19 protein-coding genes and 1 pseudogene are annotated in these 15,020 nt (G+C 44.5%); 7 read left to right on the forward strand and 13 right to left on the reverse strand.

Going from position 1 to position 15,020, the window contains the following annotated elements; all coding sequences use genetic code 11:
- Together WKT20_RS15830 and WKT20_RS15835 are read left to right on the forward strand one after the other, a co-directional pair.
- On the forward strand, positions 1-1,001 hold a 1,001-nt coding region (locus WKT20_RS15830; protein ID WP_340417694.1), incomplete at its 5' end, for a reverse transcriptase domain-containing protein.
- A gap of 336 nt (positions 1,002-1,337) precedes the next feature.
- Positions 1,338-1,541 carry a hypothetical protein gene (locus WKT20_RS15835; RefSeq protein WP_004316914.1) on the forward strand — a complete coding sequence of 68 codons (204 nt, stop codon included), beginning with the start codon at positions 1,338-1,340 and terminating at the stop codon, positions 1,539-1,541.
- 33 nt (positions 1,542-1,574) lie between these two features.
- Here WKT20_RS15835 and WKT20_RS15840 read toward each other — a convergent pair whose 3' ends face one another.
- The 11 genes from WKT20_RS15840 to xerD form a co-directional block, all read right to left on the reverse strand.
- Positions 1,575-1,883 (reverse strand): hypothetical protein, encoded by a 309-nt coding sequence (locus tag WKT20_RS15840; protein ID WP_004304290.1) that lies wholly within the window; start codon positions 1,881-1,883, stop codon positions 1,575-1,577.
- Between the two features lie 53 nt (positions 1,884-1,936).
- Complete coding sequence (locus tag WKT20_RS15845) at positions 1,937-2,182, reverse strand: DUF6956 domain-containing protein (RefSeq protein ID WP_004291529.1); 246 nt, start codon at positions 2,180-2,182, stop codon at positions 1,937-1,939.
- Positions 2,179-2,412 (reverse strand): DUF3873 domain-containing protein, encoded by a 234-nt coding sequence (locus WKT20_RS15850; RefSeq protein ID WP_004304291.1) that lies wholly within the window; start codon positions 2,410-2,412, stop codon positions 2,179-2,181. The genes WKT20_RS15845 and WKT20_RS15850 overlap by 4 nt, the downstream gene beginning before the upstream one ends.
- Before the next feature lie 19 nt (positions 2,413-2,431).
- Positions 2,432-2,689 (reverse strand): hypothetical protein, encoded by a 258-nt coding sequence (locus tag WKT20_RS15855; RefSeq protein WP_004291531.1) that lies wholly within the window; start codon positions 2,687-2,689, stop codon positions 2,432-2,434.
- 24 nt (positions 2,690-2,713) lie between these two features.
- The gene (locus tag WKT20_RS15860) at positions 2,714-4,045 is read right to left on the reverse strand and encodes a PcfJ domain-containing protein (RefSeq protein ID WP_340417695.1); all 1,332 of its coding nucleotides are present in this window, start codon (positions 4,043-4,045) and stop codon (positions 2,714-2,716) included.
- A complete protein-coding gene (locus WKT20_RS15865; RefSeq protein ID WP_004291533.1) occupies positions 4,042-4,458 on the reverse strand; it encodes a PcfK-like family protein in 417 nt (138 codons plus the stop codon). The genes WKT20_RS15860 and WKT20_RS15865 overlap by 4 nt, the downstream gene beginning before the upstream one ends.
- A gap of 13 nt (positions 4,459-4,471) precedes the next feature.
- On the reverse strand, positions 4,472-4,693 hold the full coding sequence (locus WKT20_RS15870) for a hypothetical protein (protein WP_004291534.1): 222 nt from the start codon (positions 4,691-4,693) through the stop codon (positions 4,472-4,474).
- Between the two features lie 11 nt (positions 4,694-4,704).
- On the reverse strand, positions 4,705-4,920 hold the full coding sequence (locus tag WKT20_RS15875; protein WP_004291535.1) for a hypothetical protein: 216 nt from the start codon (positions 4,918-4,920) through the stop codon (positions 4,705-4,707).
- Positions 4,921-5,081: 161 nt separating this feature from the next.
- Positions 5,082-5,468 carry a hypothetical protein gene (locus tag WKT20_RS15880; protein ID WP_009126113.1) on the reverse strand — a complete coding sequence of 129 codons (387 nt, stop codon included), beginning with the start codon at positions 5,466-5,468 and terminating at the stop codon, positions 5,082-5,084.
- Positions 5,469-6,055: 587 nt separating this feature from the next.
- The gene (locus WKT20_RS15890; RefSeq protein ID WP_118440928.1) at positions 6,056-7,732 is read right to left on the reverse strand and encodes a tetratricopeptide repeat protein; all 1,677 of its coding nucleotides are present in this window, start codon (positions 7,730-7,732) and stop codon (positions 6,056-6,058) included.
- Positions 7,733-7,877: 145 nt separating this feature from the next.
- The gene (gene xerD / locus WKT20_RS15895) at positions 7,878-8,789 is read right to left on the reverse strand and encodes a site-specific tyrosine recombinase XerD (RefSeq protein ID WP_007564074.1); all 912 of its coding nucleotides are present in this window, start codon (positions 8,787-8,789) and stop codon (positions 7,878-7,880) included.
- Between the two features lie 65 nt (positions 8,790-8,854).
- On the opposite strand from xerD, the gene aroQ reads away from it, so the two are divergent.
- From aroQ to WKT20_RS15920, 5 genes are all read left to right on the forward strand, one after another.
- On the forward strand, positions 8,855-9,286 hold the full coding sequence (gene aroQ, locus WKT20_RS15900; RefSeq protein WP_007564077.1) for a type II 3-dehydroquinate dehydratase: 432 nt from the start codon (positions 8,855-8,857) through the stop codon (positions 9,284-9,286).
- Positions 9,287-9,296: 10 nt separating this feature from the next.
- Positions 9,297-10,757, forward strand: a complete 1,461-nt coding sequence (gene pyk / locus WKT20_RS15905) for a pyruvate kinase (RefSeq protein ID WP_007564079.1) — start codon at positions 9,297-9,299, stop codon at positions 10,755-10,757.
- A gap of 2 nt (positions 10,758-10,759) precedes the next feature.
- The gene (locus WKT20_RS15910; protein ID WP_118164615.1) at positions 10,760-11,398 is read left to right on the forward strand and encodes an O-methyltransferase; all 639 of its coding nucleotides are present in this window, start codon (positions 10,760-10,762) and stop codon (positions 11,396-11,398) included.
- A gap of 10 nt (positions 11,399-11,408) precedes the next feature.
- Entirely contained in the window at positions 11,409-11,744 is a 336-nt protein-coding gene (rbfA, locus tag WKT20_RS15915; protein WP_117702511.1) for a 30S ribosome-binding factor RbfA, read from the forward strand.
- 100 nt (positions 11,745-11,844) lie between these two features.
- A complete protein-coding gene (locus tag WKT20_RS15920; protein WP_340417696.1) occupies positions 11,845-13,074 on the forward strand; it encodes an FtsX-like permease family protein in 1,230 nt (409 codons plus the stop codon).
- Here WKT20_RS15920 and WKT20_RS15925 read toward each other — a convergent pair.
- Positions 12,998-13,687, reverse strand: coding sequence for an HU family DNA-binding protein (locus tag WKT20_RS15925; RefSeq protein ID WP_181976341.1), 690 nt, complete (start codon positions 13,685-13,687; stop codon positions 12,998-13,000). The genes WKT20_RS15920 and WKT20_RS15925 overlap by 77 nt on opposite strands.
- 221 nt (positions 13,688-13,908) lie before the next feature.
- Positions 13,909-14,940: pseudogene (locus tag WKT20_RS15930) on the reverse strand (endonuclease/exonuclease/phosphatase family protein).
- Positions 14,941-15,020: the final 80 nt, after the last annotated feature.

A 15,020-nucleotide genomic window follows, 5' to 3' on the forward strand; every position in this document is an offset into this window, starting at 1 on the left:
CCGAATTTAGTAATTACAGCTATGGATTTAGACCTCACAAGAATGCCCGACAAGCCGTTGGACAATCTCGGGATTACATCCATTCAGGATTAAACCACATTGTGGATATTGACCTGAAAAACTTCTTTGATGAAGTTGACCACTGTTTATTACTGAATTTAATCTATCAAAAAGTGAAATGCAAAGCTACCATGCAACTCATACGCAAATGGCTCAGAGCACCTATTAAAATCAACGGAAAGCTACGAAAGAGAAGAAAAGGCGTTCCGCAAGGAAGCCCTTTAAGTCCATTATTGTCGAACATTTTACTACATCAACTGGATAAGGAAATGACTCGAAGAGGACACAAATTTGTACGTTATGCGGATGATTTTAGTATTTATTGCAAAAGCCACAATCAAGCCAAGGCAACAAGAGTGGTAATTGAAAAGTTTTTGAAAAACAAACTCAAATTAACTATAAATGAAGAAAAGAGTGGTATCAGAAAACCAATCCACTTCACAATTTTGGGTTTCGGATTCGTACCTACGTACGAGAAAGGAAGTAAAAATCAATACCAACTTATTGTATCGGAAAAAGCATGGAAGAAACTAAAAGAACGACTTAAAACAATCACCCGAAAAACCACACCAGCCACATTTGAAGAGCGTATTGCCAAGATAAAAGAAGTGCAACGCGGATGGTTGAACTATTTCCAAGGCACGAGTATTTTGGGCAAATTACGAGATTTAGATGGTTGGCTTCGCAACCGACTGCGCTATTGCATTTGGCATCATTGGAAAAAACCCGAAAGGATAAGGAAAAACCTGATTCGATTAGGTGTAGACCAAGACCATGCCTACGCTTGGAGCAGAACACGGAAAGGCGGTTGGGCAATAGCACAAAGTCCTATTCTAGGCACTACCATTACTTTACAACGCTTGAAGAAAAGAGGATATGTTTCCTTAACTGAATTACATTTACAACTTAACCCATCTCTTTGCGAACCGCCGAGTACGTGACCCGTACGCTCGGTGGTGTGAGAGGCGCACTCCGTCAGTTACTGGCGGAGCCGTCTACTCGATTATGCGGTCGGTTTTCATTTTCTCTTCTTTCTCGTTAATTTGTCAAGCAAAGTTACTAAATTTGCAGTCAAGCAATTTCAATTTTTGAATTATGTATTTCAGCAGACCTTGGACTTCTATCTAAGTGATAGGCAGTCCTGAAAATTCCAATCTCTTTTAGGTCAAGACAATTAGTCTATGGGTTTCGTGTACCGACTTTTTTGTAAAGGCGTTACGTTGTCATAGTTGCTCTGTCGGGTAATACTGTCTATTCACTTCTCCACGACAACAAAAATGATTGAACGTATCAAATCGTTGGGGGAAATGGAGACGAAGCAGAAATGTGTAGTTCAACGGTTCGAGATTATCATTCCCCTCCACCAAAAAATAACGACCCAATATATAGCCTCCGCAAGTTTTACTTGCGGATTTTTTAGTTATCGCAGATTGGACAAAGGTTTCTTTGCTACTTTCTTTGTCCGCCATCATGCTCACTGAAAGAAAGTAGGGCGGCTCTCGCCGCCCCGCCACTCAAAAGCGTGTGTAAAGTCCCGTCACCATCGTGAACATTTCCTCCAGCATATCAAAATAGATACCCTCGTGTACGGCAATGTCCTTTGTCTTGCACTCAAAGGTCTTTTTGCTGAACGTCCTGCGGTAGAAGCGCATATTGTAGAGGTCTGCCCCTTCGTCATAGATGATGTCAAGGCGGTTGGCACTTGTTTTGTTCCTTGCAAGGCTCATCCGTAAGCCGTTGCCCATATCTATGAAATCACGGCTACCTGTCATGGCGGTGAAGCGTTTTCCGCCTATCTGCTGTAATATCGTCTTGGCTATCATATCTTTTGTTTTTAGGGTTTTAAGTATTGGCGGTGCGGACACCGCCATCCCGTTCAAAATTCTCGCATTTCGGAAATGGGGGTCTGCCGTTGTAGCCACTCTTTCACACATTCCATATTGTACTCGCTCGTGATGACTGCCGTATGGCTGTCGGTGGCGGTGAAACGTGTGCTTTCGTAATCATCTATCCACCCCTTGAGGGTGTCCGTTCCCCACGCTCCGGTATCGTCAAAGATACCGTCCAATGCCGTGATAGGTTCGCTGAACTTGACTATCAGCGTTTGATAGGTCGTGTTCATAGTCTGTCCTCCTTTCCCTTCTTTGCGTTCAGCCACTTGTCCCGTGCGGCTCGGCACTCGTCCAACGTGGGTTTGACACAAGAGAACAATTCTCTGTCTATGGGGTGGCGGTAGTCGTACTGCACAAGTGTCCGCCTGCGTCTTCCGATACCCGATTGGAAACGCTCGTATTTCTCCGTACCTGCTTCCGCGCAGGTGCTTACTCCGTTGATGGTCATTCGTGTTGTCATAATGTTGCTTTTTAGATGGTTAAAAATGTACTGACAGAACTCTGTTCTTCATCACCATTTCGGGGTTGCTTGTGTAGCGTTGGTGCAGGTAGAAATGGTGTGAGCCGAAGCCGTAAAGGAAAAACTTGTCAAGTTCGTGCTTCTCGGCAAACTCCTTTACGCTCTTTCTCAATTCCCCCTCACTCGTTGTGAGAGTGAGGAGGTTCACAAATTCAAGGAACATCGTGGGGATTGCATCATCCCACACACAAATCATACTTTCAATTCTTACTTCCATATCAATGTTGTTTTAGGGGTTATGCTATGCCGCTTTCATCCGCTCACGGATAAGGTTGGCGTTCTTGTTCACAAGGTCTATGATGCGCTCGTGATATTCGGTGTCCTGGTTGTGCTTGCCGTGGCACTGCACCACTTCGAGGGTTCGCAAGTCCACCTCTACGGTTTCAATAATCTCATCGCCAATCCTTGCCGATAGTATGAGGGGGTCGGCTTTCTTGTAGTATCCACTGCCAAACACGCAGATGCCCTGCGTCTTGCCCTCGTTGTAATACTCGTCTATGCTTTCAAGCACCTTGACGATTATTTCCTCGTCCGTGATTACCAAGCCGAAGAATTTGGATTTGTTGGCGATGAAATCCTCCGCATCTTTCTTTCGTTGGAGTTGTCGCTGTTGCTCACGCTCACGCCTTTCAATCTCCCAACGGCGTTGCTCTGCGGCTCTTTCCTTCTCGTGTATGGCTTCAATTTTTCGGGTTGCGTTGTCGTGTGCCGCCATGAAATCTTCGGGACAGATGTTCTTCGGGTTACGGAGGTCTTGACCGAGTTTTTTGAGCATACGCAGATAGTCGCACCACATTGAGAGGTTGTCTATCTGATACTTGTGACGCTTGGCAATCAGATATGATGCCCAACATTCATCGGCAGTACGGGTATTGAAAAGAAAGTGTTTCATGACCTCAATCTCACCGCCTTTCATAAGGGTTTCAATTCTTGGGTCTGAAAGCAAGGCTTTGAAAAGACGCACGGGGGAGATGCCGTGGAAATCGCCCTTGAAGCCGTTACGTCTGAGTTGGGGCAATATCCTCATCTTTGGATATGCACAGCTTCTTGCCACCACATCATCGTATAGGCTGTTGTGCGGTCTTACCTCCATATCGCTGCCTAATGCCCACACATCGCAATAGCAGAAAAGGAAGCCACGGAGCAACGCCATGTCCGTAACCTTGCCGTCGGGTGAAATCCAACGCTGCACGACCTCGTGGCAGTAGAAACGCATCGGTTCGCCTTTCCTGCTCTCGCATCTGACCTGCGCCACGCGGATTACCTGATACCCTTTGCAGGTGGTTATCACGCTGAAATTCTGCGTTTCCTTGTAGATGCGTCTGCGTGTGTCCTGCACTTTGAGTTCGGCATGGCATTTGGGGCAGGTGCAGCCTTCAAGGGTGTCGCATAGTCCGCTGTCGCTGTGCCACTCGTGACCGCAGTCGGAACAGGTGATGTTCCCTTTCTTGGTGCGGTAGCCGATATGCTCAACGCAGTGGCGGTATGCCCAATCTATTTGTGTCGCTGATATGGGGCGAAGGTTGGCGGAAAGTCTTGCCACCTCTTTCTGTATCTTGGTCTTCGGTTTCATAAGCCTAAATCAAATAATGAGGGTTGGGGTTGGTTTTCTTTTCTCGCTGACGGTCTGTGGCGGTTCTGCAACTTGCGGAGTTCCTCCTCTTGGTATTTGCGGACAGCGTTCTGACGTGCCTCCGCCTTTTCCTCTGCCGTGAGTTTCACAACGTGGTTCACAACCACTTGGCAGTCCATCGGTTTGCCCACCTCTATCTCGTTTTCCTCATAGTAGTGGATGGCTTGCCCGAATATTTCTCCGTCCGTGAAACCGTTGCAACCGCTTTTCTGCACATAGTTCAGAATGTGGGTCACGCACTCGTCCATGTTCTTGGCAGGGTTGCGGTACTTCTTTGCAAATAGCGCATCTTCCTCCGCACGCTGTTCCAAGTACATATATATCGTTCTCTTGAAATGGTCTGTTCCTTTCATATCGCTGTCATTTTTAGATTATCTGTTTCAGTATCTCTCTCCAATAGGTCGGCTCTACCTCGCTGAGAAGGAAGTCCATGAAATCCCTCCGTGCGTCCTTGTTCAGTTCGTGGTACAATCTTCGGAAAGTTTCAAAATTGCCGTTGATGTACGTTTCCACCATATACACGAAGATGTTGTCCACCTCGTAATATCTGCACTGCTGCGCTGCCGTCTTGCTGTTTCTTTTTGCCATGTCGGTAAGGGTTAAAGGGTGAATAACCAAAGGATGAAGCCAAAGAAGGCAATGGTGGAAAGGATAGCCACGATTACACCTATCGCCACTCGGAACACTCCGTTTACAATCTCTCTGATGATGCCCCAAAGGATGCCGAACACCCCGAAGGCGGTGCGCATCATCAAGCCGCATATCGCCAACCCGATGTGTTGCGCCATTTGTCTGAAATTTGCCGTTGCCGTCATATCTTCGCTGTTTTTGATTTTTTTGTTTTTAATGCGGATTCAAGAGCTGAGGGAGTTGAGTTTCAAACTATCTTATCTGCCTCTCGTTTATCCGACATTTTTTTTATGCGTCTTTCTGTCGCATCGGTCGTTTTCGTTTCGGGTGCTTGAAAAGGTAGGGATTAGGGAATGCAAGGTTTTTCGGTCAAAATACTACCCGCAGGGCTGGAGATTTTTACCGAAAACAGGAGGCTTGACCTTGCTTTCCCGTCCAATCCCGGAATTACCTTTGCGCCCAGAACGAAAATGACTGACTGATGCGGCTTACTGAAAGGCGCAAAATGGAGGTAAACGAAAACAGAGGCAGATTGTGTAGAAAAAAACTTCAGGGGAAAATCCGTAAAAAAAAGAATCACCAAAAGGAAAAAGACATCACCGGAAGCGTGAAAAGGGCAAACCACAACAAAGGAAGTATGATTGTTTCCGATCCGACGGAACTTGTTCAGCCGGGTGGCAACAATCATTCTTCCCGGTTTGTCCGGCTGTGTGTGGGCGCCTGTTTCATTCATGGGGCAGGCTGACACACTCTGCATTCACTTTCCGCTTCCGGCAAAAGAGACAGCGAAAAAAGAAAAATCATTTGAAAACCCGTAAAAGCACCTCTTGGCATAGGCGCAAAAGAAAGGGGCATTGCTTCATCTGTCTAAACATCGTTTAGGCGTGAGGCAATGCCCTTTTCTCCAGCTATGCGGTAGTCGGCACACGTTTGTTCCAAACTCGTTTTGGGCAATGGTGTGCCGACGGACAATACCGCTTTTACGGAAAATTCTTATGAATGAGGGGATAAAAAACGGGAGTTTATATCAAAATCTCGAATTAAATAGCTACTTTTGCATACGAAGAGTTCTTTGAAGGTTACGCAACGCGCAGAAGGATAATGCAGTAGATAACTAACTAAATCGTAACCTATTACTATCAAGAGCAATTAACCTACGCTCATTTCCAATAAATTACACTCTTTTCGTAACTTCTTTTTGCGAAAATACATATTTTCATTTTATAATCTTTCATCTTCTTCCGATTCTTTCCCGTAAAAGCATAAAAAAACCGGAATCACTTCAAGTGATTCCGGTTCCTTTTATGTAATTAAGTCAGATTACTTTATTTCGTTTGCATATTTTGCAAATTCACGGTCGTTCTGAGCTTTAGCAGCCAAAGCAGCATCCTGCTGTTTTACTTTGTCCATGCTGCTCTTAACCAAGTCAGCGTTGTTAGTTCTAGCACCAACAATTGCCATCAGGTAGTTAGTGTAAGCGTCCGGATTCTTCACTGCAGACAGAGTAGATTTAGCTTTGTTATAGTCCTTAGCCAAAATCTGAGCCAAAGCAGCTGAGTTAGTCTTAGTGTCACCGAATGCCTGTACAGCACGGTCATACTGACCTTGTTTGATGTACAAGTTACCCAGAGCTTCGTTAGCTGTGTTAGCACCTGTAGACTTGCTCAAGTAAGTTTCAGCGTTAGCTACGTTACCCTTAGTCAATTCAATCAAACCAAGGTTAGTGTTAACTTCTGCAGCGTTAGAGCTCTTGCTAGCAGCCTGTTTGAAGTAGTTTTCAGCTGTAGCTAAGTCACCGTTAGCATAAGCCATCATACCCAAGTTGTTGTAAGCACGATAGTCGTTCGGATACAATTCAACAGTTTTCTTATAGATAGCTTCTTTACGAGCGTTGTCGTTAGTCAGAGTTGCAGCATACAGCAATTCATCGTTGCTCAATACTTTAGCGTCAGTATCGAATGCAGCGTTGATTTCTTCGTCGCTACGTCCGATTACATCGTAGTTAGCAGTCAAACGAGCACGACGCAACTGCGGCAGGATTTCGTCAGCCAGAGTTTTGTAAACTGAAGAAATGTTCTTGATTTCAGTTTCACGCTGTTCTGGATCGTTGTACATAGAAAGAACACGCAAGATCAGGTCTTTATCCTGAATGTTAGATTTAGAAACCAATTCCTGGAATCCGTCCCAGTCCTGAGCTGTGTATTTAGCATCTACTTCAGTTTCAATCTTACCTTTCTTCAACTGCTGGTTCATGTATTTTTCAGTGTTGTTCTGACGATTTTCAGCCAAAGTAGTATTCAGTTCAACACCACCATCAGGTGAAGCGTAAGCAGAAATTTCGATGTTGTTCAGTTTGTAGTTCTTAGTGTCACCAGCTACAGCTACCACTTGTTTGTGGAATGCTTTCAAGCTGTCAGACTTCAATTCGCTTGCGCGGAGGTTAGCCTGCTGGATCAAGAACATGATCTGAGCTTCTTTAGCCTGCTTGATGATACGCTGGAATGCATCCGGAGCGTAAGCAGCATTAGCAGAGTTTACAGTAGGAAGTTCTGAAGTAGCGATTACACCGTCAGCAATCTTTACAGAAGGAATAGTGTATTCTTTTTTACCTTTCTTAATTTTGAAATCCAGGTAAAGCTCAGATTTAGCCATTTCAGGAACATAGTCGAAAGAAGCTTTCATTGTATAAGTACCACCAGTCTTGTAAGAGATAGTCTGGTCGTTACCTTGTACTTTTTCGCCCTGGAATGTAGCTGGCTGACCTTTAGCTTCGCCACCTTCCCATCTCAAAACTGGAGTAACTTCAACTGTTGCGTTTTTCTTGAAGTATTTTTCCGGGAATTTTCCTGTAATAGTTACAGGTACCTTGCCACCAACAGCTTCCAACACTTCAGGGTTGGTAGTGAAGTAGTCAGGAGATAATTCGCCCATCTTGCTACATGAAGAGAAAGCAAGGACTAACAATGCCACTAACGGCAAATACAACTTCTTAATCATGATGTTAAATATTTAGTTTGTATAAATGAATAATCTTATTGTTTGATTATTTGGGGCAAAGATAAGAAAAACTCTATTACGTGTTAATCATTATCTGTTTTTTTTTGTGAGTTCGTTCGAAAAAACCTTAAAAATCGTTCTTGCCTTACAATCTGTTCATATTTCTGGGGTGGTGCTCCAAGATTTCTTGGCGCAAACGACTGCGGTCAAGGTGGGTATAAATTTCAGTCGTACCTATACTTTCATGTCCTAGCATGCATTGTATGGCTCGCAGGTTGGCGCCGCCCTCCAGCAGATGAGTAGCAAAAGAATGACGGAAAGTGTGGGGGCTGATTGTTTTCTTCAACCCAATCTGTTCGGCTAGCTCTTTAATGATGTGAAAGACCATGATGCGTGAAATGTTTTTCCCGAAACGACTGATAAATACAAAATCTTCGTATCCAGGTTTTATCAGTCCTTCATTGCGGTCTGGAAAGTACAGTTCCAGTTCATGAATGGCGCGTGGGGAGATGGGTACCAGCCGTTGTTTGCTTCCCTTTCCTTCTACTTTGATGAACTTTTCTTTTAGATAGAGATCGGATAGTTTCAGATTGCATAGTTCGGATACACGGAGTCCGCAACTGTATAGGGTTTCCAAAATAGCCCGGTTGCGCTGTCCTTCACGGGTGCTTCGGTCGATGCTTCCTATAAGCCTGTCTATCTCTTCTACCGTCAGTACGTCAGGCAGGTGTTTGCCGATTTGGGGTGATTCCAGCAATTCTGAGGGGTCTTGTTGTATGTAGTCTTCCAGCAAAAGAAAACGAAAAAAAGAGCGTATTCCAGACAAAATGCGAGCCTGTGAACGTGGGTGAATGCCGATGTCTCTTAATCCGGCTGAAAAAGTTTCCAAATTCTCCAGGGTGACCTCAGTAAAATGAATGCTTTCCAGTTCCAGAAATGCGAATAGTTTGTCTAAGTCTGTAAGATAAGCCTCCACCGTGTTTGCTGAAAGTGATTTTTCGAGTTTCAGGTATTGCCTATACTTTATTATTATGCTTTTTTTATCGGCCTTTTTCATTTATTTTTCGTATCTTTGTGCCAAATTCTTCTACAAAGGTATTAAATTTCAGCAGAAGTATACAGATGAGAATACAAATAATCAATGGCCCTAACATTAACCTGTTGGGCAAACGGGAGCCTTCCATTTATGGAGCCGAATCTTTTGAAAGTTATCTGGAGAAATTAAAAGAATGGTATCCGTCGGTAGAGTTTGCATATTACCAGTCGAATGTGGAAGGGGAACTGATTAATAAAATTCATGAGACAGGCTTTTCGTATGATGGCATTGTGCTGAATGCCGGGGCCTATACTCACACTTCCATTGCTTTACAGGATGCTATCCGTGCAGTTACGTCTCCAGTCGTGGAGGTACATATTTCCAATGTTCACCGGCGGGAGGAGTTTCGTCACAAATCAATGATTTCCTGTGCTTGTGTAGGAGTAATCTGCGGATTCGGACTGAATTCCTATCGTCTGGCCGTAGAATCCATTTTATTAGACAACAACAAATTATAGTATATTTATTATGATGCTTAAACAAACAAAAATCGTTGCGTCCATTTCGGACTTGCGCTGCGAAGTAGATTTTATCAGAGACCTTTTTAATGCAGGTATGAACGTGGTACGTATGAATACCGCACATGCCAGCCGTGAAGGTTTTGAAAAGTTGATTAATAATGTGCGTACCGTTTCTAACCGTATCGGTATTCTGATGGATACCAAAGGTCCGGAAGTACGTACTACGGCCAGTGCAGAAGGCCCGATTGATTTCAAGACAGGTGAAAAGGTTCGTATTGTGGGAAATCCGGAACAGGAAACTACTCATGAATGTATTGCTGTAACTTACCCGGGATTTGTACACGACCTGTCAGTTGGAGCAGATGTGTTGATGGACGACGGTGAACTGGCACTGAAGGTAATCGATAAGAATGAAGATACTTTGTTCTGTGAAGTACGCAATGATGCTACTTTGGGAAGCCGTAAGAGTGTGAATGTGCCGGGTGTACGCATCAACTTGCCTTCTTTGACTGAAAAGGACCGCAACAATATTTTGTATGCGATTGAGAAAGACATCGATTTCATTGCGCATTCATTTGTTCGCAATCGTCAGGATGTACTTGATATTCGTGAAATCCTGGATGCACATCACAGCGACATCAAGATTATTGCTAAGATTGAAAACCAGGAAGGTGTGGATAACATCGATGAAATCCTGGAAGTAGCTGATGGTGTAATGGTAGCTCGTGGTGACCTGGGTATTGAAGTGCCGCAGGAACGCATTCCGGGTATTCAGCGTATCTTGATTAAGAAATGTATCTTGGCTAAGAAACCGGTAATCGTGGCTACGCAGATGTTGCACACCATGATCAACAATCCGCGTCCGACTCGTGCTGAGGTTACTGATATCGCCAATGCTATCTACTATCGTACCGATGCGTTGATGCTGAGTGGAGAAACAGCGTATGGTAAATATCCGGTAGAAGCTGTGAAGACTATGGCGAAGATTGCTGCTCAGGCTGAAAAAGATAAGATGGAAGAAAACGATATTCCAATTCCTTTGACTCCGGAAAATACGGATGTAACCAGCTTCCTCGCAAAACAGGCCGTACGCGCTACTAACCTGATGCCTATCCGTGCCATCATTACCGATAGCTTCAGTGGCTTGACTGCCCGCAATCTGGCTGCTTTCCGTGGAAAATATCCGGTATTGGCTATCTGCTACAAGGAAAAGACCATGCGTCATCTGGCATTGTCATACGGTGTGGAAGCTATCTATATGCCGGAAAAAGCCAACGGACAGGAATATTATTTCGCTGCATTGCGTAAGCTGATGGACGATGGTGTACTGTCAGAAAACGAAATGGTGGCTTATCTGAGCGGTGGTAAACAAGGTACTCATACTTCATTCCTCGAAATCAACCAGGTAGGTGATGTCTTGAAGAGCGGAGATGACTACGTTTTACCCAACCGTAACCGTTACTTGTAATCATGAAAGAGACTGACGCGCTCGATGAATACATTCTTCAGCATATTGATGAAGAGAACGACTACCTGAAAGCGCTGTACCGGGCGACGCACGTAAAACTGCTGCGTCCCCGTATGGCTTCGGGGCACTTGCAAGGTCGTATGCTGAAGATGTTCGTGCAGATGATACGTCCGAAGCAGGTACTTGAGATTGGTACCTACAGCGGATACTCCGCACTTTGTCTGGCAGAGGGACTGGAGGAAGGGGCTATGCTTCATACCTTTGAAATCAACGACGAGCAGGAAGATTTCACTCGTCCGTGGCTGGAAAATTCACCCTATGCCGATAAAATCAGGTTTTATATCGGTGATGCCCTTGAAATTGTGCCCGACATGGACATCGTGTTCGACCTGGCATTTGTAGACGGAAACAAGCGCTTCTATGTGGAATATTATGAAATGATTCTGCAAAAGATGCATTCCGGCGGTTATATCATAGCCGACAATACCTTGTGGGACGGACATGTGCTTGAAGAGCCGCATCACACGGACACGCAGACCATCGGAATCAAGAAGTTCAATGACCTGGTGGCTGCCGATACACGGGTGGAAAAAGTAATCCTGCCCTTGCGTGACGGTCTGACTATTATACGTAAAAAATAAAAAAGGTAATATGGAAACAACCAGACAAAACAAGATTGCCCGCCTCATTCAGAAGGAACTGAGCGAAATCTTTCTTTTGCAGACCAAGTCAATGCCTGGTGTGCTGGTTTCGGTCAGCATTGTCCGCATCAGTCCCGATATGAGTTATGCGCGTGTATATCTGAGCGTCTTCCCTTCAGGGAGAAGTGAAGAAATCGTGAAGAACATCAATGCCAATATGAAGTCAATTCGTTTTGAGCTGGGAAACCGCGTACGCCATCAGTTGCGCATCATTCCCGAGTTGAAGTTCTTCGTGGACGATTCTCTGGATTATGCAGAGAAAATTGACGAACTGTTGAAGAAATAATGTATTCAATATTTTAGTAAATACTCACAGAAGAACAAGGGGCGTTGCTTCCGGCTTCTGTGGGTTTTTATTTTGTGTTATATATAAATAAGGTATAACGGTGAACTTTCCTTTTTACATAGCCCGACGATATTTGTTCTCCAAGAAATCTCATAATGCCATTAATGTGATTTCTGGAATTTCCGTATGTGGAGTAGCGTTGGCTACATTGGCCTTAGTCTGCACCTTGTCTGTATTCAACGGTTTTCAGGACCTGGTATCCAACTTGTTCACGGCTTTCGATCCGGAACTGAAAATTGTGCCCACCACCGGGAAAGTGTTCGACGGACAGGATAAAGATATCGCTGCTATTCGGAAGATGCCCGAGGTGGTATTGGTGTCCGAATCGTTGGAAGACAATGCCTTGGTGCAGTATCAGGGGCGTCAGGCCATGGCTGTGATAAAAGGAGTAGAAGATAACTTTGAAGAACTGACACCGATTGATACCATACTTTTCGGAAGAGGAGAACTGCTGCTTCATGATGAGGTGGTGGACTATGCCATTCCCGGTGTGCAATTGCTGGCTACCTTGGGTACTGGCATTCGTTTCCTTGATCCGTTAGAAGTGTATGCTCCCAAGCGAGGGGCTAAAGTGAACATGGCCAATCCGGCAGCTTCTTTTACAGGAGGAAACCTGTTCTCGTCCGGACTGGTGTTTGCCGTGAATCAGGAGAAATACGATGGCTCCTATATCCTTACTTCTTTGAAGTTTGCCCGACAGTTGTTTCAATACACTACCGAGGTCAGTGCCATTAACCTGAAAATGAAGGAAGGCACCGATATAGATGCCTTTAAGCGCAAACTGGAAAAACATTTGGGTGAACGCTTCCGTGTGCTCGACCGTTATGAACAGCAGGCCGACACGTTCCGTATCATGAAAATAGAGAAATTTATATCCTATTTGTTTCTGACCTTCATCCTGATGATAGCCTGCTTCAATGTCATCGGTTCTCTGTCCATGCTCATTATTGATAAGCGTGACGATGTAGTTACGCTTCGTAACCTGGGGGCAAACGACCGGCAGATTGTGCGTATCTTCCTTTTTGAAGGGCGTCTGATTTCATTTATCGGAGCCGTGTCGGGTATTGTGTTAGGTGTGCTGCTTTGCTGGTTGCAACAGACTTTCGGGTTGATTTCCTTAGGAGCTGCCGGCAGCTTTATTGTCGACGCCTATCCCGTCAGTGTGCACTGGGAGGACGTAGTGCTTATTTTCTTTACCGTGCTGGCTGTAGGCTTTCTTTCTGTATGGTATCCGGTGCGTTACTTGAGTCGTCGGTTGCTGTCGAAGTAGTTTCTTCCGGAAGTATATAGATTTTATGAGGTGCTTTCCCTTTGCTTCCTAAAATTTTGCTTTTTACCCATCCGTTCAAATCCTTCCAGGCTTTTGATTTTTGCAATCCGGTCAGTTGACCGTATTCCGTTCGTGTAATAAACGGATGCTGTTTCAAATGCTCCATGAGCAGTTGCAGTCGTTCCTCTTCCGAGTAGCGGGCTGAGCTTTGTTGGAATTTCCATTCCGTCCTGACTCGCGAAAGTTCCTGGCTTTTGCATCTCCGGTTGAAGCTTTTGCTTGTGCGAAACCGTACTTTATCGAATCGGATGTTTTGTGCGTGAATCCCGCTTTCATCTGTCACCTCTTTTTCTGCTTTCAGATTAGCTACCGCATAGGCCATGTGTCCTATTTCTACACATTCTCCTCTGGAAATATAGAAAGATGTCCATTTCTCCACTTCTTCCATTACTCCAATCACGGTTCCTTCCTTGAATCCGGAAGAACGGGCTATCTGACGGATGATGTCGCTGAAGGGGATAGCTCCTCTGGTTACGAGCTTAGGGTAAAGTTTTGGGTTCTTTTCACCGTTCTTTGTACCCGGTACGGGGAGAAAATCATACTGTGCTTCCATGTCTTTTAATTTTTTACAAGTTACTATTTATGTTTTCAATATCCGGACTGTATGTTTCCTTGAGCAAAGCCCAACGTCTTCGGTTCGGAAAACGTTGGGTTTTCGTCAGGAAAACATAGTAGTCTCCTGTGCGAAGATAAAAACTCTCTTAGGGGCTTTGTAGACATATGAAGACTTAAGAAGACATAGGAAGACTTTCTCCTGAAAAAAACAATATATTTTTATCTTTTCAGTAAGAACGTTACGAATACGCCTTTGTGGTCGGTTGGCCAAGTATCTAATGGCTCTATAAACGGGTCTTTAGACGTTTCTTTTTTCCGCTGGTTTTTTACGATACTGCCTTGGGGTCCGAAGATAGCTGCATTTTTTAATTCCAGTTGGGGGTGTGGATAATAGAATATGTAGTCTATACGGTCTCGTTCATCCGATTTAGGTGCCCAAGCCAGTTTCTGGGTAGGGACTTTCTCATTGTCGGATGGAAATGTGAATCCAGGATAATCAAGTACGTTAGGATAAAGGGTACGGTAAGCATCTACAAATCCGTTATTATCCAAAATCAGTGGTACAGTCCAGGGTACAATCAGGCCGTTGTGATCATACAGATCTTTGGTCTCTCGTGTCCAGTCCAGGTGTGACGGTTCATTGAAGTCTCCTCCCAGTATCACCATTCTTCCCTCTGCTATATCCTTCTTCGCGGCTTTGACAAATTCACGGATTGCATCATCTCGTTGAGAGGCATCATTGATGGCCAGTACCTATTGTACAGTTTCTGGAATCGGAATCTCCTTCCATGTAGAACCATCGTATCCTCTTACATTATAATACGCATCATTCAGGTAATCCAGATGGGCTGTGTATACGGCAATCTGTTGCCCATTGACTGAAGCTACCATACGATACATGCTGCCGTGATCATTCTTTTCAGGGAGGACGGCGGTAGAATCAGTGATGGGATGTTTGCTGAGCAGGCCGGAGTCGTAGCTGTAGAACGAGTAGTAGGTTTTTCCCTTTTCTCGTAAAGAGGTGACGATACGGTTGCAAAAACGGGTTTGGTGGTAATTCCGGACTTCACTGAACGTTACGAAATCCGGTTCCAGCCGGGCTATTTCTGAAACAATGGCTTCATATCCTCCGGGAACCATTGTGCCTTCCTGCCAGATGTTCCATTGCAGGACTTTCAGTTTAGTCTGTGCATTGACTTTGCTGCATCCTATTATACCACATAATCCACATAGTAAAAGTAGTTTTTTCATAGTTTGAAAGTTAAAAGTAAATAATTATGGGTAAAGATAGAAGGAATTAGTGTTTTTTGTATACTTATGATTAAAAATAC

This window comes from Phocaeicola sp. ICN-14070 (genome assembly GCF_037892625.1).
Taxonomy (GTDB): domain Bacteria; phylum Bacteroidota; class Bacteroidia; order Bacteroidales; family Bacteroidaceae; genus Phocaeicola; species Phocaeicola plebeius.

Coding starts and splice junctions, on each gene's coding strand:
- rbfA (WP_117702511.1), top strand. CDS start 11,409: ATGGAAACAACCAGACAAAACAAGATTGCCCGCCTCATTCAGAAGGAA.
- WKT20_RS15910 (WP_118164615.1), top strand. CDS start 10,760: ATGAAAGAGACTGACGCGCTCGATGAATACATTCTTCAGCATATTGAT.
- WKT20_RS15870 (WP_004291534.1), bottom strand. CDS start 4,693: ATGGCAAAAAGAAACAGCAAGACGGCAGCGCAGCAGTGCAGATATTAC.
- WKT20_RS15925 (WP_181976341.1), bottom strand. CDS start 13,687: ATGGAAGCACAGTATGATTTTCTCCCCGTACCGGGTACAAAGAACGGT.
- WKT20_RS15890 (WP_118440928.1), bottom strand. CDS start 7,732: ATGATTAAGAAGTTGTATTTGCCGTTAGTGGCATTGTTAGTCCTTGCT.
- WKT20_RS15835 (WP_004316914.1), top strand. CDS start 1,338: ATGATTGAACGTATCAAATCGTTGGGGGAAATGGAGACGAAGCAGAAA.
- WKT20_RS15855 (WP_004291531.1), bottom strand. CDS start 2,689: ATGGAAGTAAGAATTGAAAGTATGATTTGTGTGTGGGATGATGCAATC.
- aroQ (WP_007564077.1), top strand. CDS start 8,855: ATGAGAATACAAATAATCAATGGCCCTAACATTAACCTGTTGGGCAAA.
- pyk (WP_007564079.1), top strand. CDS start 9,297: ATGATGCTTAAACAAACAAAAATCGTTGCGTCCATTTCGGACTTGCGC.
- WKT20_RS15860 (WP_340417695.1), bottom strand. CDS start 4,045: ATGAAACCGAAGACCAAGATACAGAAAGAGGTGGCAAGACTTTCCGCC.
- WKT20_RS15845 (WP_004291529.1), bottom strand. CDS start 2,182: ATGAACACGACCTATCAAACGCTGATAGTCAAGTTCAGCGAACCTATC.
- WKT20_RS15875 (WP_004291535.1), bottom strand. CDS start 4,920: ATGACGGCAACGGCAAATTTCAGACAAATGGCGCAACACATCGGGTTG.
- WKT20_RS15850 (WP_004304291.1), bottom strand. CDS start 2,412: ATGACAACACGAATGACCATCAACGGAGTAAGCACCTGCGCGGAAGCA.
- WKT20_RS15865 (WP_004291533.1), bottom strand. CDS start 4,458: ATGAAAGGAACAGACCATTTCAAGAGAACGATATATATGTACTTGGAA.
- WKT20_RS15840 (WP_004304290.1), bottom strand. CDS start 1,883: ATGATAGCCAAGACGATATTACAGCAGATAGGCGGAAAACGCTTCACC.
- WKT20_RS15880 (WP_009126113.1), bottom strand. CDS start 5,468: ATGAATGAAACAGGCGCCCACACACAGCCGGACAAACCGGGAAGAATG.
- xerD (WP_007564074.1), bottom strand. CDS start 8,789: ATGAAAAAGGCCGATAAAAAAAGCATAATAATAAAGTATAGGCAATAC.